15 protein-coding genes are annotated in these 19876 nt (G+C 54.7%); 6 read left to right on the top strand and 9 right to left on the bottom strand.

Annotation, left to right across the window (positions count from 1 at the left end; translation table 11 throughout):
- Window positions 1–19 precede the first annotated feature (19 nt).
- From BCV73_RS06105 to yicI, 3 genes are all read right to left on the bottom strand, one after another.
- Complete coding sequence (locus BCV73_RS06105) at window positions 20–2089, bottom strand: bifunctional aldolase/short-chain dehydrogenase (protein ID WP_089546478.1); 2070 nt, start codon at window positions 2087–2089, stop codon at window positions 20–22.
- A 212-nt stretch (window positions 2090–2301) separates the two neighbouring features.
- Entirely contained in the window at window positions 2302–3585 is a 1284-nt protein-coding gene (bcbE, locus tag BCV73_RS06100) for a bacillibactin exporter BcbE (protein WP_089546477.1), read from the bottom strand.
- Window positions 3586–3788: 203 nt separating this feature from the next.
- On the bottom strand, window positions 3789–6110 hold the full coding sequence (gene yicI / locus BCV73_RS06095; protein ID WP_089546476.1) for an alpha-xylosidase: 2322 nt from the start codon (window positions 6108–6110) through the stop codon (window positions 3789–3791).
- 119 nt (window positions 6111–6229) lie between these two features.
- Between yicI and BCV73_RS06090 the strand changes: the two genes are divergently transcribed.
- Window positions 6230–7144, top strand: coding sequence for an AraC family transcriptional regulator (locus BCV73_RS06090; protein ID WP_076168440.1), 915 nt, complete (start codon window positions 6230–6232; stop codon window positions 7142–7144).
- Window positions 7145–7184: 40 nt separating this feature from the next.
- Here BCV73_RS06090 and helD read toward each other — a convergent pair whose 3' ends face one another.
- Together helD and BCV73_RS06080 are read right to left on the bottom strand one after the other, a co-directional pair.
- Complete coding sequence (gene helD / locus BCV73_RS06085) at window positions 7185–9536, bottom strand: RNA polymerase recycling motor HelD (RefSeq protein WP_089546475.1); 2352 nt, start codon at window positions 9534–9536, stop codon at window positions 7185–7187.
- A 365-nt stretch (window positions 9537–9901) separates the two neighbouring features.
- Complete coding sequence (locus BCV73_RS06080) at window positions 9902–11722, bottom strand: adenine deaminase (protein WP_089546474.1); 1821 nt, start codon at window positions 11720–11722, stop codon at window positions 9902–9904.
- Window positions 11723–11930: 208 nt separating this feature from the next.
- Here BCV73_RS06080 and BCV73_RS06075 point away from each other — a divergent pair, with 208 nt between their 5' ends.
- The 3 genes from BCV73_RS06075 to BCV73_RS06065 are packed head-to-tail and all read left to right on the top strand — an operon-like array spanning window position 11931 to window position 14691.
- Window positions 11931–12875: a D-alanyl-D-alanine carboxypeptidase family protein gene (locus BCV73_RS06075; RefSeq protein WP_076168448.1), complete on the top strand. Its 945-nt coding sequence runs from the start codon at window positions 11931–11933 to the stop codon at window positions 12873–12875.
- Between the two features lie 24 nt (window positions 12876–12899).
- Window positions 12900–13589 carry a response regulator transcription factor gene (locus BCV73_RS06070; protein ID WP_076168451.1) on the top strand — a complete coding sequence of 230 codons (690 nt, stop codon included), beginning with the start codon at window positions 12900–12902 and terminating at the stop codon, window positions 13587–13589.
- Window positions 13582–14691: a sensor histidine kinase gene (locus BCV73_RS06065; RefSeq protein WP_076168453.1), complete on the top strand. Its 1110-nt coding sequence runs from the start codon at window positions 13582–13584 to the stop codon at window positions 14689–14691. The genes BCV73_RS06070 and BCV73_RS06065 overlap by 8 nt, the downstream gene beginning before the upstream one ends.
- Window positions 14692–14751: 60 nt before the next feature.
- Here BCV73_RS06065 and BCV73_RS06060 read toward each other — a convergent pair whose 3' ends face one another.
- Entirely contained in the window at window positions 14752–15807 is a 1056-nt protein-coding gene (locus BCV73_RS06060) for an aromatic acid exporter family protein (protein ID WP_076168456.1), read from the bottom strand.
- A 244-nt stretch (window positions 15808–16051) separates the two neighbouring features.
- Between BCV73_RS06060 and BCV73_RS06055 the strand changes: the two genes are divergently transcribed.
- A complete protein-coding gene (locus tag BCV73_RS06055; protein WP_089546473.1) occupies window positions 16052–16561 on the top strand; it encodes a hypothetical protein in 510 nt (169 codons plus the stop codon).
- Window positions 16562–16600: 39 nt separating this feature from the next.
- Here BCV73_RS06055 and BCV73_RS06050 read toward each other — a convergent pair whose 3' ends face one another.
- The 3 genes from BCV73_RS06050 to BCV73_RS06040 all read right to left on the bottom strand — a co-directional run bounded on the left by BCV73_RS06050 (window position 16601) and on the right by BCV73_RS06040 (window position 18860).
- Entirely contained in the window at window positions 16601–17683 is a 1083-nt protein-coding gene (locus BCV73_RS06050) for an AI-2E family transporter (protein WP_089550123.1), read from the bottom strand.
- A gap of 116 nt (window positions 17684–17799) precedes the next feature.
- Window positions 17800–18441: a phosphatase PAP2 family protein gene (locus tag BCV73_RS06045; protein WP_076168460.1), complete on the bottom strand. Its 642-nt coding sequence runs from the start codon at window positions 18439–18441 to the stop codon at window positions 17800–17802.
- Between the two features lie 212 nt (window positions 18442–18653).
- Window positions 18654–18860, bottom strand: coding sequence for a DUF1657 domain-containing protein (locus tag BCV73_RS06040; RefSeq protein WP_076168463.1), 207 nt, complete (start codon window positions 18858–18860; stop codon window positions 18654–18656).
- A 145-nt stretch (window positions 18861–19005) separates the two neighbouring features.
- Between BCV73_RS06040 and BCV73_RS06035 the strand changes: the two genes are divergently transcribed.
- The gene (locus BCV73_RS06035; protein WP_076168465.1) at window positions 19006–19866 is read left to right on the top strand and encodes a DUF421 domain-containing protein; all 861 of its coding nucleotides are present in this window, start codon (window positions 19006–19008) and stop codon (window positions 19864–19866) included.
- Window positions 19867–19876: the final 10 nt, after the last annotated feature.

The following is a 19876-nucleotide window of genomic DNA, read 5'->3' as shown; positions in this document are numbered from 1 at the left end:
CCCCTGTAAGACCGACTGCCTACCGGGTAAACGCCGCCGGTACGCCGCCGTCGATCGTCAGCATGCAGCCGGTCGTCTTCTCCGACTTGGAGGAAGCGAAGTAGGCAATCCCTTCGGCCACGTCCTTCGGATAAATGTTGACCAGCAGCGTCGTTCTCTTGCGGTAATGCTCTTCCAGCTGATCCGGCTCGATGCCGTAGGCCGCAGCCCGCTCGTTCCGCCAGTTGGAGTTCCAGATGGCCGATCCCTGCAGGATCGCATCCGGCAAAATCGTGTTGACACGGATGCCGTATTCTCCACCCTCAGCCGCGATGCAGCGGGCCAAGTGGGCTTCCAGCGCCTTGACGGAGCTGTAGGCCGTCACATTCTTGCCGGCATACACCGAATTTTTCGAGCCGACAAACACCATGCTGCCGCCGATCCCCTGCTCCTTCATCTGCTTGAACGCTTCTCTGGCTACCAGGAAGTAGCCCGTGCCGAGGACGTTCATGTTCAGATTCCATTCCTTCAGGGAAGTTTCGTCAAACGGACTCGAAGTGGCAAGCCCGGCATTGTTGACGATGATGTCCACGCCGCCGTAGGTCAAAGCCGTTTCGGCCAATGCGTCCCTGACCATGTCCTCCTGGGTTACGTCCATCTTGACAGCCTTGGCCCGGCCTTCGCCGTATTTGGCATTGATCTCGGAGGCCACTTTTTCGGCGCCTTCCAGGTTCAGGTCGGCCAGGACGACGTGAGCTCCCTCCGACACGAAGCGGCGCGCCGTTTCGCTGCCGATGCCGCCTGCGCCGCCGGTAATAAAGGCGACCTTCCGGGAGAATTCCGCTTCCGCCGGAGCCAGGGACAGCTTGTAAAGCTCAAGCGGCCAATATTCCACGTTGTAGGATTCGTTCTCGCTTAAGGATACGAATTGTCCCAAGGCCGTAGAACCTTTCATGACCGCGATCGCCCGGTGGTACAGAGCGCCGCTGACCCCCGCCATATCCAAGCTCTTTCCGGTGTTGACCATGCCGATCCCCGGAATGAGGATGACGCGCGGAGCCGCCTCGGACATAACATCGCCCTCATTTTTGTTCCGTTCAAAATAGGCCTTGTACTCTTCCTTATAGGCTTCGACGCCTTGACGCACAGCCGCTTTGAGGGAATCGGCATCGCCGTTAGCCGGATCCCAGTCGATATACAGCGGAACCCGCTTCGTGTGCACCAGGTGATCCGGGCAGGCCGCTCCCACCTGGGAGAGCTCCTTCGCATCACGGCTGTTGACGAACTGCAGCACGTCTTCGGCATCGTCGTAGGTGACGATCATTTTTTTGCTGTCGCTGACCGCGCCGCGGATCACAGGCAGCACTTCGGCCAGAAGGGCTTTGCGCTTCTCAGGCGCCAGCGCCGCCGTCTTTTGCCCGCCAAACACCTTCTCTTCCTGTACTTTTGCGGCAATATACGCTTCCGCTTTTTGGATCATGGCGATCGTCTGGTTGTAGGATTCCTCGGACGTCTGGCCCCATGTCACCAGACCGTGCTTCTCCATCAGCACCAGCTGGGCATTCGGATTGTTCCGGACGCCTTCGGCGATCATTTTGGACAGCGTAAACCCGGGACGGATATACGGCACCCATACGAACGTATCGCCGTAGATTTCTTGGGCGATTTCTTTGCCGTTATCCGCGCAGCACAAGCTGATAATCGCATCCGGGTGGGTATGGTCGACGTGCGGATACGGAAGAAATGCATGCAGCAGCGTCTCGATCGACGCTCTCGGATGCTTGCTGTCGATCATGCAGTGGGACAGGTAAGCCACCATCTCCTCATCCGACATTTCATCACGCTCCATCAGCGGACGAATATCCTCAAGCCGCAGACCGGTAAAATGCTGCGCTTTCATCGTCGCCAGGTCCGAACCGCTCCCTTTTACCCACATGACCTCTACATCACGGCCGCGAAAGTCCTGCTCCACCGTCTTTAGCGACGTGTTGCCACCGCCCCAGTTGCAGACACTGCGGTCGCTGCCGATCAGGTTGGACCGGTACACCAGCTGGTCGACGCCGGCTTTCTGCCGGGAAGCTTCATCGGAATTCCATCGATTTTGTACCATGATAAGGATAACCTCCAATAAGTTCTTTTGTTTTTGTTTGTTTGTATTTGTATTGGTTTGATTATAGCAGACCTTGTTTTGTTTTTATACCCCTTTTTCATCAAAAAACAAATAAAAACGCAGCAGATCCGAAAAATGCAAACATTTTCCGAACCTGCCGCGTTCATTGGGCCAGGCATCATCCATATTCATTTGTTATTCCAAGATCTCCCTCAGCGGGCACCAACCCGTCTGCTCAACCCGATTCCGCGCCGCCCCTTGCTTCGGGAGCTGCGGCCCGAATCCTCCGGCTTGCTGCTGTTTTCCTTCGGCTTCACGGCAAGCAGGGTCAGCAGAACGCCAATCGCCGCTACCACAGCCATCGTACCAAACAGGATCCAGTGGGTACTCTTCATGAGCAGGGATACTACCGGAGGGCCGAGAGATACCCCGATATATCTCATGCTGCTGTATAGAGAAGTGATCGTTCCCCGCTGCTTTTCCTCAATCCCTTCGGTGATCAGTGCGTCCATGCAGGGAAGGGTGGTGCCGATGCCTGCTCCGCAGACCGAGAAAAAGATCAGGAGAAACGTAATCTGGCTGCTGAATCCGGCAATAACGAGTCCGGCCGTCAGCAGCACCATGCCTGCAAAGCCAGTCCATTTCATACGCTTTTTGTTTTTGCCGATGACTTTCCCGGCGATAAACGAGCACAGACACAACACTGCGAGCGGAATCGCCAGCACGAGGCCTTTAACGATTCCGTGCATGCCGTACTTGGTTTCCAGCGTCTCCGATAAAAAAAACAGCACGCCGAACGTAATAAACATGCTGATCCCGCCAATGGCGAAGATGGCGTACAGCCAGCGCCCTTTTTCACGCAAAATGTCCTTCGAGTCAGACAGAAATTCCTTGATTGACGTTTTGTTTTCGTTTTTCTTCTTAGGCGTTTTGACTAAAAAAGCGACCATGATCAGCGAAATGATGCAGAGAACGGGGATCGCGAGAAAAGGCAAAAACCAAACCAGCAGAGCCAGTGCGGATCCGAGAATCGGACTGACCACTTTACCGAACGTATTCGAAGTTTCGATGATCCCCAAGCTTTTGCTGACATCGTCTTCATCATCAAACATATCGCCTACAAGCGGAAGCACGATCGGGAAAGCGCCCGCTGCACCGATACCCTGCAGGAATCTGCCACCAAGAATGATCCAGTAAGCGGTGGCTCCGTCCGTCCACCAGGCGGCTGCCCCCGATATCGCTCCTCCCGCCGCGGCAATCATCAAGCTGGGGATAATGACGGTTTTGCGTCCGAACCGGTCTGATAAATAACCCGCAATCGGAATCAGCACGATCGCCACAACGCCAAACACTGTGATCAGCATGCTGACCTGAAAGGCGCTGACGTGCAGCTTTTGCGATATCTCGGGCAAAATGGGAATTAACATGGAGTTGCCAAGCGTCATAATGAGCGGTATCGAGGCAAGTGCCACCAGATCCCATTTTTTGTCTTCCATGACAAAACCACCTTTACGTTCGATGATAAATCATGTTTTATTGTGGTTCTTTTCAGTCACGGATATGCATGCGCTCCCAGTTCAGGCTTGGTAATTACATCTCCTCGATTCGGCTTAAAACACGGCTATTGCTCTGATCTCTAAAAAACCGGACCGCAGCCATCTGCGGTCCGGTCCTATCCCTAAGCTGCCTCAGCAGCCCGTTACTTTAATGTGATTGTGATGGAAGAAGCGCCGGCCGCAGGTGTAATGACTGCGCCGTCTTCGCCGCTTGCCGCCGTGCCCTGATCTACGGACGCCACACCGCCGATACCGCGGAGCACGAGCGTCCAAGGCTTGCCGGCCCCGGAGGCCTTCACTTCGATGACATTGCCGCTGCGGGATGCGGTTAGGCTGAGCTCTTGTTCGGCCAGCGTATTCACGATGTCGGCCTGCGCTGAAGCGCCGTCGCCGAGCTCGAACAGATGCAGCGAGACGCCGTCGGCATAGTCGTAGTCCGGTCTGCTGTCTTCTTTACCCACCGCAAGGAGGGTGTTCGGCTTAATCATCATCGGCAAGGTCATGTATCCGTGGTTCTCGCTGTACCACCGGTTACCTTCCAGCACCTCGCCTGTCAGGTAGTTCGTCCACTTGCCTTCCGGCAGGTAGTATTGAACGTCGCCTTCTTTATTGAAGATCGGAGCCACCAGAATCGAATCGCCCAGCATGTACTGCGTATCCAGCGTGAAGCAGGTCGGATCCTGCGGATACTCCAGCACCATGGCTCTCATCATCGGCAGGCCGCGTTCCGTGGATTCCACCGCCGAGTTGTAGAGGTAAGGCATGATGCTGCATTTCAACTTCGTGAACTTGCGCACCACGTCGACCGCCTCTTCGTCAAACAGCCAAGGCACCCGGTACGATGTGCTGCCGTGCAGGCGGCTGTGGGACGAGAGCAGGCCGAACTGCACCCAGCGCTTGTAGATATCCGGCGGAGCCGTATTTTCGAAGCCGCTGATGTCATGGCTCCAGAAGCCGAAGCCGGACAGGCCGAGCGACAGGCCGCCGCGGACCGTCTCCGCCATCGACTCGTACGTCGCGGAGCAGTCGCCGCCCCAGTGAACCGGGAACTGCTGGCCGCCGACCGTGGCCGAACGGGCGAACAAAGCGGCTTCCCCTTTACCCAGCTTGTCCTCCAGCACTTCAAATACCGCCTTGTTGTACAGGAAGGTATAGTAGTTGTGCATTTTCACCGGATCGGATCCGTCGAAATAAACGACATTGGTCGGAATTCTTTCGCCGAAGTCGGTTTTGAAGCAGTCGACACCCTGGTCGATCAGCACTTCGAGCTTGCTCTTGTACCATTTCACCGCATCGGGATTCGTGAAGTCCACCAGGCCCATGCCGGCCTGCCACAAATCCCACTGCCATACGGAACCGTCCGGCGTTTTCACCAGGTAACCGTTCTCCATGCCTTCATCGAACAGGTACGATTTTTCCGCGATGTACGGGTTGATCCAGGCGCAGATCTTCAGCCCCTTGTCTTTCAGCCGTCTCAGCATGCCTTCCGGATCCGGGAACATATCCTTGTCCCACTCAAAGTCGCACCACTGGTATTCCTTCATCCAGAAGCAGTCGAAGTGGAAGACAGAGAGTGGCAGATCGCGCTCGGCCATGCCGTCCACGAAATGGTTGACGGTCGCTTCATCGTAATCCGTCGTAAAGGATGTCGTCAGCCATAATCCGAACGTCCAGGCCGGCGGAAGCGCAGGCTTGCCCGTCAGCTTCGTGTAGTTGTCCAGCACGTCCTTCGGCGTGGCGCCGCCGATGATGAAGTATTCCAGATATTCGCCTTCGACGCTGAACTGCACTCTGGATACGTTTTCAGAAGCAATCTCATAAGATACCTTTTCCGGATGGTTGACGAACACGCCGTAGCCTTTGCTCGACAGGTAAAAAGGAATGTTCTTGTACGACTGCTCGCTGCTCGTGCCGCCGTCCTCGTTCCAGATTTCCACCACTTGGCCGTTCTTTACAAACGGGGTGAAGCGTTCGCCGAGGCCGTAAATGTACTCACCGACGCCCAGGTCAAGCTGCTCGCGGTAGTATGCTTTTTTATCCGGATCCTGGATATACGCAGGCGCTCTCCAGCCGCTGCCGGTAATCCGCTTGCCGGCATAGTTGAAATCGATGTTCCAGCCCTGCTTGCGGTTGACCTGCACGCTCAGCTGGCCGCTGGTCAGCACCGCGGTCTCTTCATCCACCGAAATTTGCACATCGGTATCGCTTGGGAACAATTCGAACGCAGGTCCTTTGTTTACTTTTCCTTTATGGTGAAACAGCTTGACGCGGATCACATCCGGCATCGGGGAGCTGAAGTCGGCCTTGAGCAGCGTACCGTTCAGCGTGTCGCCCTTGGTCGCAATGATTTTCGTCGCCGCGAAAACCGTCATGGAGTCGCTTGTATGGGTAATATCGCGGATATCCGCAGGGTTTTGTACGTTATAGCCTTCCCGGGTCAACCAGTAACCGTCCGTGAATTTCATGTTTCGTCCCTCCTAGAGTTTATACTATAATAATATTGATCTAATGAAGAGATTTCTTACGTTATTTTGACCAAATATATTAATATATTGATATTTGCTAGGAATGGAAGTGACATCATATGAATCGAGAAACGCTCAGGGAGAACCGCGTGCACGGACACCCTCTGTATCCCGTCAGCATCTACCCCAGAGTCGAGCAGCTCAACGGGCAGAGCATTCTGGACTGCCATTGGCATGACGAAATGGAATTTATCGTGCTGCATCAAGGCAGCGCCGTCTTTCAGCTCGATATGACGTATGTGGAGGTCCGCGCAGGCGAAGCCTTATTCGTCAACAGCGGGGAAATTCACTCCGGGATGCTGGCCTCGCAAGAACCGTGCATCTTTTCAGCGGTCGTGTTCAGCGCCGATCTGCTCAGCAGCCCGGACTTTGACATCATTCAGGAGAAATATATCGACCCCTTGTTAAAAAAAAGCTTTATGCCGCGCCAGCACATCACCGGAAACTCGGAATGGGAAAAGGATATTTTGGACTCGCTGCATCGGATTATCTGCGAAAACGAAGCCAAAGTGCCGGCTTACGAGCTGTCGACGAAAGCGCACCTGCTCCGGATCTTCGCCCTGCTGTCGGCCCAGGCGCCGCTGGGCGAAAACAGCAAAAGCCGCCCCACCGGAAGCCATGACAAGGTGGAGCGGCTGAAGACCGCGCTTCATTATATACATGATCATTACGCCGAGCCGCTTAAGCTCAAAGAGCTGGCGGGACAGATCAACATGAGCGAAGGGCATTTCTGCCGCTTTTTCAAACAGATGACCCAGAAGAGCCCGGTGGAATACGTCAACCATTACCGGGTGCTCAAGGCATGTAAGCTGCTGGAGAACACCGACAAAAAAATCGTCGAGGTCGCCATGGATGTCGGCTTTGACAACCTCAGCTACTTCATTACCGTCTTCAAGCATCATAAAGGCTGTACCCCGTCCAAATACCGCAAGCCGTTCGAGGAACAGGCTTACGTGCTGACGGAACCCGTGTGAACCCGCCGGATTTGCCGGGACTACCGGTCCACGCCTGACTCTAGGCCAAAACGTATTTATCTTCCGCCACATCCGTGATGAAGCGGCTGGGCTCGCCCAGGCTATATACATGGAGCTGGTGCATCGCCCGGGTACAGGCCGTATAGAACAGCTTCCGTTCGGACTCCCGGCTGTATTCGCCTTCCGACGCGTCATAGATGATGACCGCATCAAACTCGACCCCTTTTGCCAAGTAGGATGGAATGACCAGCGTCCCGTTAGCGAAGGAAGGGGTCGTTTTCGTGATCTTTTTCAGCGGCAGGCGGTTCTTCAGCGCTTCGTAGACCGACTCGGACTCCTCCGCCGTTTTGCAGATGATAGCCGTGTGCTCATAGCCTTTGGCGTTCAGCTCCATAATGTCCGTGACGATCCGGTCATGAAGCTCTTCCCGGTCCTGCTGAACCCGTACGAGTGGCTTCTCCCCGTTCCGGTTAAACGGCACGATCGCTTCCCCGCCCGGCATCATGCTCCGGGTAAAATCCACGATCTCATACGTCGAACGGTAGCTGCGGGTCAGCGAAATGACCTCCGTCTCTTCCGGGCCGTACAGCTCCTGCAGAGAGGCTAGACTGCCGCCAAGAACCCCGGTGTGCGGGTAGATTCCCTGGTTCAGGTCGCCCAGCGCCGTCATGCGCGCCCGCGGGAACAGCCGCTTGAGGTATTCCAGCTGGAACGGTGAATAATCCTGAACTTCGTCGATGAACACGTGCCGGATCATGCTGTTGACCTGAAAGCCTTTCATCAGCTCCTGCATGTACAGATATGGCGTCGCATCCTCGTAGGACAGCCTTCCTTCCATGAGATCCTGAACCGTCTGGGCGCCGATCTCATGATACCGCTCCGGCAAATCGCCTGTACCGCTGACCCGGGCAAACAGCTCCTCATTGACGAACAGCTCTCGGTACAGCGCCTTGACGTCGACGAACCGCTTGCGCTTGATCCATTTGCGGACCGGCTTCAGCCACTCGTTGACGATCATTTTGGCGAGCAGGTTCCGTTCGCGCTCGTGATCGTCGAAGGTGTCTTTCTTGGACGCAAGCTTTCTGCGGACATGGGTGTACGCCTTTTGGTATTCCTCCGCGCTGAGCAGCTCAATCTGGTCATCGACCCAAGCCGCCTTCCGCTCCTGCTTTGCAAAAGCGGCAAGCTCCTTCTGCAGCCACTCCCGCATCAGCTCGATCCGGTTGGCCAGGCGGACCGCAGGGTCATAGTTGTAAAATTTCTCTTTCATCGCTTCAGCCGAAACGATAAGATGCCCCTTGAAGCGGATCGGCTTAAAGATCATGCCGTCATGCTCCAAATAATCCTTGTAGCTGCGGATGATGCTCAGGAACGCCGGCGAGGCCTTGAAGGCGATCGACGCCTTTTTATTCTCCAGCCATTCCCCTTCCTCCGCATTCAGAATCGACTCCATTTGCGAAAACACGTCTTCCAGGTCGAATTCCTTGCTGAGCCGGTGTTCCAGGTACGCCTGGAACGTCGTCTGCATCATGTTCTCCTCGCCCAGCTCCGGCAGGACGGTGGAGACATAGCTGTTAAACAGCGGGTTGGGGGAAAACAGAAGCACCTGGTCGGCCTTCAGAATTTCCCTGTATTTATAGAGCAGATAGGCAACGCGCTGCAGAGCTGCAGACGTCTTGCCGCTCCCGGCCGCCCCCTGCACGACCAGCATCCTGCTCTTGTCGTTGCGGATCACGGCGTTCTGCTCCTTCTGAATCGTCGCCACGATGCTTTTCATCTGGCTGTCGGAGCTGTGGCTGAGCACTTGCTGCAGCAGCTCGTCGCCGATTGTGACGCCGGTGTCGAACATGACGTCGATCCTGCCGTCCTTAATGACGAACTGACGCTTCAGCTCCATCGTCCCTTCAATTTCGCCGCCAGGTGTCAGGTAGGAAGCCTGCCCGGGTGCGCCGTCGTAATACAGGCTGGAGACGGGAGCCCGCCAGTCGTACACGAGGAAGGTCTCCTGGTCATCATCCAGGAACGAAGCGATGCCAAGGTAAATCTGTTCCGTCTGCTTCTGTCCCTTTTCCGTAAAATCAATCCGGCCGAAATACGGCGATTTCTCCAGCAGCCGCAGCTTCTTCAAGGATTCAAAAGCCTGCAGATGGCTGCGCTCGCGCTCCGACAGCACCTGGGACTGCTGCCGCAAGCTGGTCGAGGTCTCTCCGAGGTCGTCGGCGCTGCTGAAGTTGACGCGGACCTCATCCCAGAAATCCTTTCTCAGCTCCACGACATCTTCCCGGACCGTTCCGACCTCCGCTTCAAGCGCTTTTTTGCGGCGGGCAATTTTCCCGGTGACCTGAGTTACCCGCTCCTGCTCCTGCTGCCAGTCCTGATCGTTTAAATCCATGCCGATATCCATCCCCTTTTTAATATTTGACAAACCTATCCCAATGTGATAAAATCCGTATAGGATTATTATTTTTATTTGTTTCGTTTTAGAGTCACAAGTTCTATATTACCAACTTTTGAATTGTAAATCAATGCAGGTTAAGGGGAGCCTCCGGCTCCCCTTTTTGGCGTACTTCGTTCTTCCAGGAGGGCTGTGGCATCGCCCCGATTTCCTTCGTGACTCAACCTGTATCTTATTATAATTCGCGGACGGCCCGTCCGTTTCCTTTTACTTCACCCAATCTTTGCCCACTAAAAAGACCGGCGGGGCCATTTATGGCGCCCGCCGGTTCGGATGTTGTCGGCCCTCTTCAAATTTCTTGCTCAGCTCCGGAACAGCGGCACGATCTCAATGCCATCCGCCGAAATTCGGACCAGCCCTTTATCCGACAGCCGCAGCTCCGGAATGACGACCAGCGCCAGAAGCGACAGCGTCATGAACGCGTTGTTCAGCAGGCAGCCGGACTGAATCAGCGCCTGGCTGATCGCTTCGGACTGGCTCGCGACCGTTTCAAACGGCTGATCGGACATCAGGCCGCCGACCGGCAGCGGGAACTCCGTCCGGCCCGTGCGCGTGAGCATCACGACGCCGCCCTGCATCTCGGCCACGCGTTTTCCCGCCTGCGCCATCAGCCGGTCATCATTGCCGATGACCGTTACGTTATGGCTGTCATGGGCCACGGTCATTGCGATAGCTGCCGGTTCTTCAAAGCCGATCCCCGCCACGATGCCGAGCGCATGGCCTCCGCCTTGACCGTGGCGTTCAAATACCGCCATTTTGCACAGGCCGCTCTCCGGCGTAACGCGAAGCGCCGAATCTTCCACCGGTACGTTCACCCACGTTTCCTTCGTCTCCACATGATTCTCCACGACCCCAATCGCCCGGACCTCAACCGTTCCGCCCGTCTGCGGCGCGGCGATGACCAAATCCTGTTCTTCAATCGGACGCCCCAATTTGACGGTGCCGTACGCCTCGGCCGGTATGGCATAGGGCTCCCACTCGGCGGTCATCCGGCCTTCCTCCGCCACAACCTGCCCGGCCGCGATCGTCATCGTGACGTTCACATCGGCCAAATTCCCGTCCAGCAAAATGATATCCGCGCAGAGCCCGGGAGCGATCGCTCCGATGTCCCTGGCCACCCCGAACCGTTCTGCCGTATTGATCGTGGCCATCTGGAAGGCCGTTACCGGCTTGACGCCCTGCGCAATGGCGTGGCGGACGACAAAATTCATATGCCCTTCGTTCATCAGCGACTCGGAGCTTCGGTCGTCCGTGACCAGAATCATACGCCGGGTATCCAGCCCGCCTTCGGTATGCGCCTTGATGGTGGCCGCAACGTCATGCCAGGCCGAGCCCTGCCGCATCTTGGCGTACATGCCGAGCCGGACGCGTTCGATGACATCCTCCGCGCTCACGCATTCATGGTCTCCATCAATGCCGCTTGCTGCATACACCGGAAGCCTCCAATCCCCGGAGCTCCATGTAAAATGGCCGTCCGCGTATTTCCCGGCCCGCAGCGTCGCCTCGATCTCCCCGATCATTTTGTCGTCGCCGTATACGACGCCGGGAAAGTTCATCACTTCGCCCAATCCGATCATATCCGGCCCCCAGCTGAGCGCTTCCGCTACTTCTTCAGGACCGATGTAAGCCCCGGTGGTTTCCAGCCCGGGGTGGGTCGACGGCACGCAGGATGCGACCTGCATATAGGCGGCCAGAGGCGTCGTTCTGGCTTCCTCCAGCATGAAGCGAAGGCCCGGCAGTCCGAGGACGTTCGAAATTTCATGCGCATCGAAAAACCCGCCGGTCGTGCCCAGCGGAAGCACCGCTCTGGCGAATTCGGTTGCCGTAAGCTGCGTGCTCTCAATATGACAATGTCCGTCCAGCAGTCCGGGCGCTGCATATTTGCCTCCGGCATCAATGACAACGGTCCCTTCGCCGATGGTATGGCTCACGTCCTTGCCGACATAAGCGATCCGCGGCCCCTGTACCGCAATGGACATCTCCGGCACGATTTCGCCTGACAAGACGTTGACCAGTCTCACGTTCAGGATGACGAGGCTTGCTTTGCGGTCCCCGCGGGCGGTGGCGACCAAATCCCGGACACAGTCGGCCATCGGGAGTCTTTTCCAAGTGTTGTTGTGCATTGTAAACCCTCCAGTCTCTCTATCTCTCGATTGATGTCTGTAACTTTATCCATGCTGCCGGACGGCATTAGGTTAGTCATATTATATATCCGAACAGGGACGAAAACTTTACATTTCTTAAGATTTTCTTGTAGGGCAATTAAAGTTTGATGGTTAGACTGGTAAAAGAATGAAAGGTATTCAAAACGGATAAACGAGGTATAGTGCCATGAAATCAAAGCAAAAGCAAAAAAGAAAACTGATTGCGCTGGCGCTGCTGTCGAGCTTGACGGTGGCCGCGGCCGTCAGCCTGATCCGGTTTCCCATGATTACGATCAAGGCGCAGGCAGCCGTTCTTATGGATGCGGAGAGCGGAAAGGTATATTATGAGCATAACGGGTCTCAATCACTCCCCCCGGCCAGCATGTCCAAAATGATGACGGAGCTGCTCGTGCTGGACAGCATCCATCAGGGGCGAAGCTCCTGGGATGAGCCCGTCACCGCCAGCCGGTATGCCGCGAACGTGACGGGTTCCGAGATCGGACTCCGCGAAGGCGAGACGCTGACGCTGCGCCAGCTGTTTGAAGCGATGGTCGTGCACTCCGCCAACGATGCGGCGGTGGCCATTTCCGAACATATCGGCGGCAGCGAGAAAGAATTCGTCAAACGGATGAACGCCAGGGCCAAGGACATCGGCCTGTCCCCCCAAGCCGTTTTCGCCAATGCGACCGGACTGACCTCAAGCGATCTGCGGCAGTTCAAGTCGGCGTCTTCGCGGGGAGAGACGATGCTGAGCGCGCAGGATGTGGCCAAACTGGCAAAGTGCCTCATTGATTCCTACCCCGAAATTTTAAATATTACGCAGAAGGCCGATGTCAGCATCCCCGAGAAGCGAATTACGCTGCATACGACCAACGCGATGCTCCCCGGCGAGCCTTACGCCTATCCGGGCAACGACGGCTTCAAAACCGGGTATACGGAGCGGGCCGGGTACTGCTTTACCGGAACGACCGAAAAGGACGGCAAGCGGGTCATTGCCGTTGTTATGGGAGCGCCCGACACCGAGACCCGGTTCCAGGACGCCGCGGCCATGTTCGATTACGCCTTTGAGCATGCGGACAATCCTGCCCGCAGCTGGCTGACCCGAACGGTCCGCTCCGTCTCGAACTTATAGACAAGCACTGATGGAGGTTTATGCATGCGCAACATTATGGTCGTCGACGACGACAAGGAAATCGCCAATCTGATTTCGATTTATTTGCAAAATGAAGGTTTTCACGTCATCTGCGCCTATCATGGCGAGGAGGCGCTCCAGCTGCTGAACGAGCATCCGGTCGACCTCATCGTGCTGGACGTGATGATGCCCAAACTGAACGGCCTTGAGGTGTGCCGCCAGGTTCGGGAGAACGAGTCGACCATTCCGATTCTGATGCTCAGCGCCAAGACCGAGGATATGGACAAAATTCTCGGCCTGATGACGGGTGCCGACGATTATATGATCAAGCCGTTTAATCCGCTGGAACTGACCGTGAGGGTCAAAACGCTCCTCCGGCGTTCTTTTCAATATAATGAACCGAAAGAACAGACGGATTCCACCCTTCGGATTCACGATGTGGAGATCAACCGGACTTCCCATAAGGTGACCGCCCGCGGGACCGACGTACAGCTCACCGGCCGTGAATTCGATATTCTCCACCTGCTCGCCTCCCATCCGGGAAGAGTGTTCAGCGCCGAGGAAATTTTCCAGCGGGTCTGGAAGGAAAAGTATTATGTCTCCAACAATACGGTCATGGTTCACATCAGCAACCTCCGGGACAAGCTGGAGAAAGAACTGGGCTACAAGCTGATCCAAACCATGTGGGGAGTTGGTTATAAAATCGATGCGTAGCATATTTAACAAGCTGCAGTGGAAAATCGTCACGTTATTTTTCCTCAGCGTCGCCCTGACGTTCGCTACGCTGGTGATCGTCAAGCCGATTCTGCAGGCGGTGTACGACAATCATTTCAAAGCGCTGTACCCATTTGTGGAAGCGATCATCCGGGTCAACCGGATTTTTGGGTTTTCCGTGTGGCAGGCCGTCGTCGTCATTATGCTGTTCATTTTTTACTGCATGATTCTAAGCTGGGGCACGACCCGGAATTTGACCAATATCATACGCGGAGTTCAGCGCATGTCTTCCGGCAATACGGATGTCCAGATTCCGGTTCGCTCCAAGGATGAGCTCGGGCTGCTCGCCGGGCAGATCAACGCGCTGGTCTCCCAGCTGGAAGCCTCCAGGGAGGAGGAGCGTCTGGCGACCCAGGCCAAAAACGATCTGATCACCAACGTTTCCCACGATCTCCGCACGCCCCTGACGTCGATCATCGGCTATCTCCGGCTGATCGAGGAAGACAAATACAAGGACGAGGTGGAGCTGCGGTACTATGTCAATATCGCCTATGAAAAATCCAAACGGATGAATCGGCTCGTGAACGATCTGTTTGACTATACCCGGATGGGCTTCGGCCAAATTCCGCTGCACCGCACCCCTATCGATCTCGTGCAGCTGATCGGTCAGCTGACCGCGGAATTTTCGCTCCAACTGCGCAACCAGGACATGGAGATCGTCTTCTCGCCGCCGCAGGAGAAGCTGATGATCCAGGCCGATGGCGACAAGATCATGCAGGCGTTTGAGAACCTCATTACCAATGCGATGCGCTATGGTAATGACGGGAAGCAGATCCGGCTCGAGGCCAAGAAGTCGGAGCAGGAGGCCGAGGTCCGGGTCATCAACTACGGACCGCCGATCCCGCCGATGGACCTCCCTTATATTTTCGAACGCTTCTACCGCGTCGAGAAATCGCGTTCCCTGGACACCGGCGGCGCCGGTTTGGGGCTGGCCATCGTCAAGAGCATCATCGAGCTTCATGACGGACAGATTTATGCTTCGAGCAACACGGCGGAAACGGCGTTTATCGTGAAGCTGCCGCTGATCGATCTGAAGGCTTAGCAACTGAAAACCCCGGTCAACTGCTTCTCTGCCGCAGATGACCGGGGTTTATGCATTTCTTTATTTTTTAATCCACGATGCCCAAAATCCGGATTCATCGTCATCGGTTTTGTGATAATGCTCGACCAATCGGTTAAGCCGCTCCAGCTGATACCCGTAATCGTACATCGTGGCCCCCACGATGGATAAGCGCAGCCTGCCTTCGGGCTCCTCGATAGCCAGGCTCAGCACGCCCTGGATAAACGCGGTGTTTTCCTGGTCCAGCTGTGAAGCCTCCAGGCAGTTCGGCTTGAGCTTCTCCTCGAATTTGAGCAAGATGTGCTCGTGAAACTTGATCAGCCGCTCCAGCTGTTCGTCAAAGATCCGGTCGGTGCCGGCTTCCCGGTCCGACTGGAAATAATGCTCCTCCACCGCGTCCAGCACTTCGCGCCCTTTCCGCAGAGCATTCAGCATCTGCTTATAGACGACCAGCAGCCGGGTCTGGCTGAAGGAGGCCCGCTTCATCTTCTTCTGCTCCTCTTCAAACAGCTGATATTTGCTCGACAGCGATTTGATGGCATCCTCCAGCTCACGCTTTTTGTCACGGAACACATTTTCCTTGATTTCGTCCGAAATGGCCGTCCGCATAAGCAGCGACATCCGGTCGAACGTATTTTGGATCTGCCCGATAAACTGCTGCTTGGGCTTCGGCGGAAACAGTAAAATATTAATCAAAAAGGCCGAAACGATGCCGATCAAGCTGAGTGAAAACCGGGTCAGCGCAAACTGCCATTGCCCGGAGGCCTCCATCACGGCAATGACCGTAACCAGCGTCAGGCCGATCGTGTCGCCCATCTTCAGCTTAAGGCATATCATGATGACCAGGATGCACACCAGGCCGACCGCAATCGGCTCGTTCGAGAACACCTGGCCTGCCAGCAGTGCCAGTACGGCTCCCAGTGTATTGGTCTGAAGCTGGTCCAGAAAGTACCGCCATGAGCGATAAATCGACGGCTGCATGGCAAAGATGGCCGCCACAGCCGCCATCACCGGCGAAGACAAGTTAAGCCAGATGCTGATATATAAAGCGAGGGTAACCGCGATTCCCGTCTTTAACATCCTCGCGCCAAAAGTCACGCTCACCCCTCCTAATTCCATCGTTGTATAGATTGAACTAACGTTTTCTTTTTTCTATATAGTACATATTGTATCGTCTTCCCGAATTAATTACCCGGTGAAGCCCTTTGTGATACCAAACCAAATATTACAGCCAGGGCCGAGGGCCTGCATCTTTGAATATACATGTATGTTTTTCCAAATCAGGCGCATAATAGGACAGAAAAAATAAGCATGACCCAATTCAACCAAGAGGTGAACTGACATGAATCCAATCAAAAATGCGCTGCTGGCCGGTACGCTGGCCTGCATCGTGTTCGCCGGATCCCACGGCATCGCTTTCGCCGACCCGGTGCCGGTTACTCCCCAAACGGACGACTCCCCATCTGCCCATATAGCTACGCCGGATCAGGACCGGAAGGAGAATGGCCATCACATCCGCCATGGACATCACGGCCGCAAGTACATTCTGCTTAAAGACGCTGCGGATCTACTCGGCATGAGCGTCCAGGATCTCAGCAAGGAATGGAAGCAGGGCAAAACGCTGCAGCAGATCGCCAAGGAGAAAAAAGGCTGGAGCGGCGACGAGCTCGTCAAGAGGATGACAGCCGTCCAAAGCTCCAAAATCGATGCCGCCGTCAAAGCCGGCAAAATGACCCAGGAGCGTGCCGATCAGCTCAAGCAGAAGCTGCCTGCTTCCTTGAAGCGGTTTACCGAACGGACGTACCGCCCGCACTCGGACCGCACTCAGCCGGGTTCCTATTCGCACATCTAACGCAAGGATATCCGCACAATAAAATCCTAACATCAACCGTTAGGATTTTTTGTGCGGTATTTTTTTGTTCTTCTTGGCGGCTCCAGCGGGTTCATCTTTCGGCCCGTTGACCGGCACCTCGAGCAGATCCAGCAGGAACATGAACACCGGCACGCCGAGAATAAGCCCCCACACCCCGAAGAAGTGCTCGGAGATGATCAATACAGCAAACGTATAAAATATCGGCAGATGCGTTTTATCCGACATAAACTTCGGATTCATGACGTACGCCTCGAACGCGTGCAGGACGGCCACCATGATCAGGACGTAAACGACCTTCATCACTCCGCCGATGCTGAACGCGATGGCACACAGCGGCACCAGTGAGACGATCACCCCCATGACCGGCACGAGGCCGAGCAGGAAGATCATCAGCCCGAGGGCGAACAGGTTGGGAAATCCGAGGATCCACAGAAACAGCGTGGAAGCCGCTGCGTTAATAATGGAAATCAAAAACTGGACCTCGATCACTTTTCCGAAAGAAAACGTAAATTTTTTCCCGAAGTAAGCTAATTCATCATAAAAGTAGGCGAATTTGCTGCTTCTGAACTTATCCGTGAAATGGGTCACTTTCTCTTTCTCCAGCATAAAGAACAAGCTCATGATGATCGCGATGGCAAAATTGATGCCGAACTTGCCGATGTTGGAGATCGTTCCGGTCAGCAGGTTGTAGCCCTGCTTGACGTACTGCGAAATATCAATCTTATGGATGTATTCCAGCACGTAGTCCATGACTTTATTGTCGGTAAGCTCCAGCGGCTTGCTGTAAAACGAAATAACCTGGTTGATCAGCACGTTCAGTTCACCCAGCAGCTTCGGAGCATATTGATAGGTTCCGATCGACAGGGCTCCAAGAAAGATGGCATAAATAATTAGTACGGCGATCTTCTTGCTGATTCCCATTCGGTTCGTAAACCGCCGGGTGAGCGACGAATGAATCCGGTTCACCAGGTACGTAATGATGAAGGTAATCAGAATGAGGTTCATCATGCTCCGGAAGACATACAAAAACAGCACGAGCAAAATGAGGACCATCACTTTTTTAACGGCAGGCAGTTGAATAAAATCTCTTAGCGACGTCATCGGACCGAAGCCATACACCCTTTCCTTTAAAAGATCTTTATGCAATCATATTACGCGAGCGAGGCGTTTTCATGCAAGTTTCTGCCGCCTAATGTACGGTTTTCATTTCCTGGCGCCTATGGCCTCGGCTTCCAGTACTTTTCAAAGATATAAATGGACAGCATCAGCCACGTTGCGCTCGCCAAATACCCGCCGAAGACGTCGCTCGGATAATGCACCCCGAGATAGATCCGGCTGATCCCGATCAACAGGGTCAGGGCCACCCCGATAACGATCATCGCAATTCTTCCGGCCAGCGCGGGAATATGCCTCCACAGCAAATAGGTCAGCGTCCCGTACAGGGCGAACGCAGCCATCGAGTGCCCGCTCGGAAAGCTGAATCCGCTGATTTCGATCAGCCGGTGCGTGGTGGGGCGCTGCCGCTGCATCCAATTTTTGATGATGATATTCCAAATTTCCGATCCCCCCACGGACAAGAGAAACATCAGCAGCTCCTTGCGGTGCCGCAAAACCAGCCACAGAAACAGGAACGCGATCACGCTCAGCAGCGTCGCTACAAGCGATGACCCAAGAAAGGTGAAGCCCTTCATGATCCGGGTCAACCCCTCATTCTCCATCCCCTGAACTGCATCGATGATCGATTGGTCAAACCAGGCGATCCGGTCCGCTCCGACCAGGACCATCATGATCACGAACAGCACGCCCAGCACCAGGCTCATAACTAACAGCTTATTCAGCCGTCCTTGATTTGCTCTCATATCTATATGTACTCCTCTCTCTATAAACCCCCGCTTCTGCCATGCGGTATGACTTTAATATTATCCATGAAGACCCGGCCTTTGTCACGCTTATCCGGAAGCAGAATTTGCCAGCTGCAGTATAAGCAAAAAGCACCGGCAAAGCCGGTGCTTAAGGCAAAACGTTATTGGACTGGAGCGGTATGGCCTGATGTGGGGAATCAATTAAAGAATTAGAATCCTTTATATTGAGGCTCCTCGTTTTCAAGCTGTTGTACCCGGCTTTCCACCTGCTGCACGATTTGCTGGGTTTGCTGGGCAGCTTGAGAGAACAGGTTTTTAGCTTCCTGGTTTTGCGTGCTGAGAGCAAACGTCTCCAAGCTGGCTTGGGCGCTTTTCAGGGATGCAAGTGTCGTTTTGACTTGGGATGCAACGGTCATTGTTACTTTCACCTCCTTTACAGGATAAGTACGAAACATAATCTAACCTGCCTGAAATCAAAAAATTCATAAAACGAGAAGATGCTGCAAATAATTTTGTTATCCGCGTTTAAAGCAAAGATCTGGAATGGAGGAATTTATAGATATGCCGGATTGGATAGAGGTTATCGTTCGGACTTTGGCTTCTGTGGTCTTTCTGTTTGCCTTGACCCGTCTTTTGGGCAAAAGACAAATCTCCCAGCTGTCCTTCTTCGAGTACATTACGGGGATCACGATCGGTGATCTGGCGGCCTCCATCTCGCTTGATTTGAAAGCCACCTGGTACCTTGGCGTCATTTCCCTCGCCGTGTGGGTAGCCGTTTCGCTCATGATTGAATTTTTGCAGTTAAAGAGCAAGAAAGCCCGGGATTTCATTGACAGCACCAGTACCGTGCTGATCAAGGACGGCAAGATCATGGAGGACAATCTGAAGAAGGAGCGGCTGACGAACGAAGAGCTTATGGAGCAGCTCCGCGGGAAAAACGCCTTTAAAACGGCGGAGGTCGAGTTTGCGATCATGGAGCCGAACGGACAGATCAACGTGCTGATGAAAAAAGAAAATCAACCGCTGACCCCCACCCATCTCGGCATCAAGGTCGGGCCGGAGAGCGAGCCGCAGACGGTCATTCTGGACGGAAAAATCATGGACGAGCCGCTGGCTACAAGGGGCCTGAACCGGCGCTGGATCCATACCGAGCTCGAAAAGCTGGGCGTATCGCTGGACAACGTCTTTATCGGGCAGGTGGATGCGTACGGACAGCTGTACGTCGACCTCTTCGACGATCAGATCAAGGTTCCCGAGCCGCAGCAGAAAGCGATGCTGTATGCAGATCTCAAAAAATGCCAGGCGGACCTGGAGATGTACGGACTTTCGACCAAAAACGAGCAGAACAAGGCGATGTACGAGCAGGTGTCGGCCCAGCTGGAGCAGGTTATCTCGGACGTCAAGCCATTATTAACCCGTTAGGAGTGAAGCA

It is taken from the genome of Paenibacillus sp. SSG-1 (genome assembly GCF_002224835.1).
GTDB classification, from domain to species: Bacteria; Bacillota; Bacilli; order Paenibacillales; family Paenibacillaceae; genus Paenibacillus_AQ; species Paenibacillus_AQ favisporus.
Note: the sequence above shows the minus strand (reverse complement) of the source record. Positions and strands in the feature narration are given on the sequence as shown.

Bases quoted from the DNA above. Each gene is read 5' to 3' on its own strand.
- BCV73_RS06040 (WP_076168463.1), bottom strand. From the start codon at position 18,860: ATGACCGTTGCATCCCAAGTCAAAACGACACTTGCATCCCTGAAAAGC.
- BCV73_RS06035 (WP_076168465.1), top strand. From the start codon at position 19,006: ATGCCGGATTGGATAGAGGTTATCGTTCGGACTTTGGCTTCTGTGGTC.
- helD (WP_089546475.1), bottom strand. From the start codon at position 9,536: ATGGATTTAAACGATCAGGACTGGCAGCAGGAGCAGGAGCGGGTAACT.
- bcbE (WP_089546477.1), bottom strand. From the start codon at position 3,585: ATGGAAGACAAAAAATGGGATCTGGTGGCACTTGCCTCGATACCGCTC.
- yicI (WP_089546476.1), bottom strand. From the start codon at position 6,110: ATGAAATTCACGGACGGTTACTGGTTGACCCGGGAAGGCTATAACGTA.
- BCV73_RS06075 (WP_076168448.1), top strand. From the start codon at position 11,931: ATGAAATCAAAGCAAAAGCAAAAAAGAAAACTGATTGCGCTGGCGCTG.
- BCV73_RS06080 (WP_089546474.1), bottom strand. From the start codon at position 11,722: ATGCACAACAACACTTGGAAAAGACTCCCGATGGCCGACTGTGTCCGG.
- BCV73_RS06105 (WP_089546478.1), bottom strand. From the start codon at position 2,089: ATGGTACAAAATCGATGGAATTCCGATGAAGCTTCCCGGCAGAAAGCC.
- BCV73_RS06065 (WP_076168453.1), top strand. From the start codon at position 13,582: ATGCGTAGCATATTTAACAAGCTGCAGTGGAAAATCGTCACGTTATTT.
- BCV73_RS06090 (WP_076168440.1), top strand. From the start codon at position 6,230: ATGAATCGAGAAACGCTCAGGGAGAACCGCGTGCACGGACACCCTCTG.
- BCV73_RS06045 (WP_076168460.1), bottom strand. From the start codon at position 18,441: ATGAGAGCAAATCAAGGACGGCTGAATAAGCTGTTAGTTATGAGCCTG.
- BCV73_RS06050 (WP_089550123.1), bottom strand. From the start codon at position 17,683: ATGACGTCGCTAAGAGATTTTATTCAACTGCCTGCCGTTAAAAAAGTG.
- BCV73_RS06070 (WP_076168451.1), top strand. From the start codon at position 12,900: ATGCGCAACATTATGGTCGTCGACGACGACAAGGAAATCGCCAATCTG.
- BCV73_RS06055 (WP_089546473.1), top strand. From the start codon at position 16,052: ATGAATCCAATCAAAAATGCGCTGCTGGCCGGTACGCTGGCCTGCATC.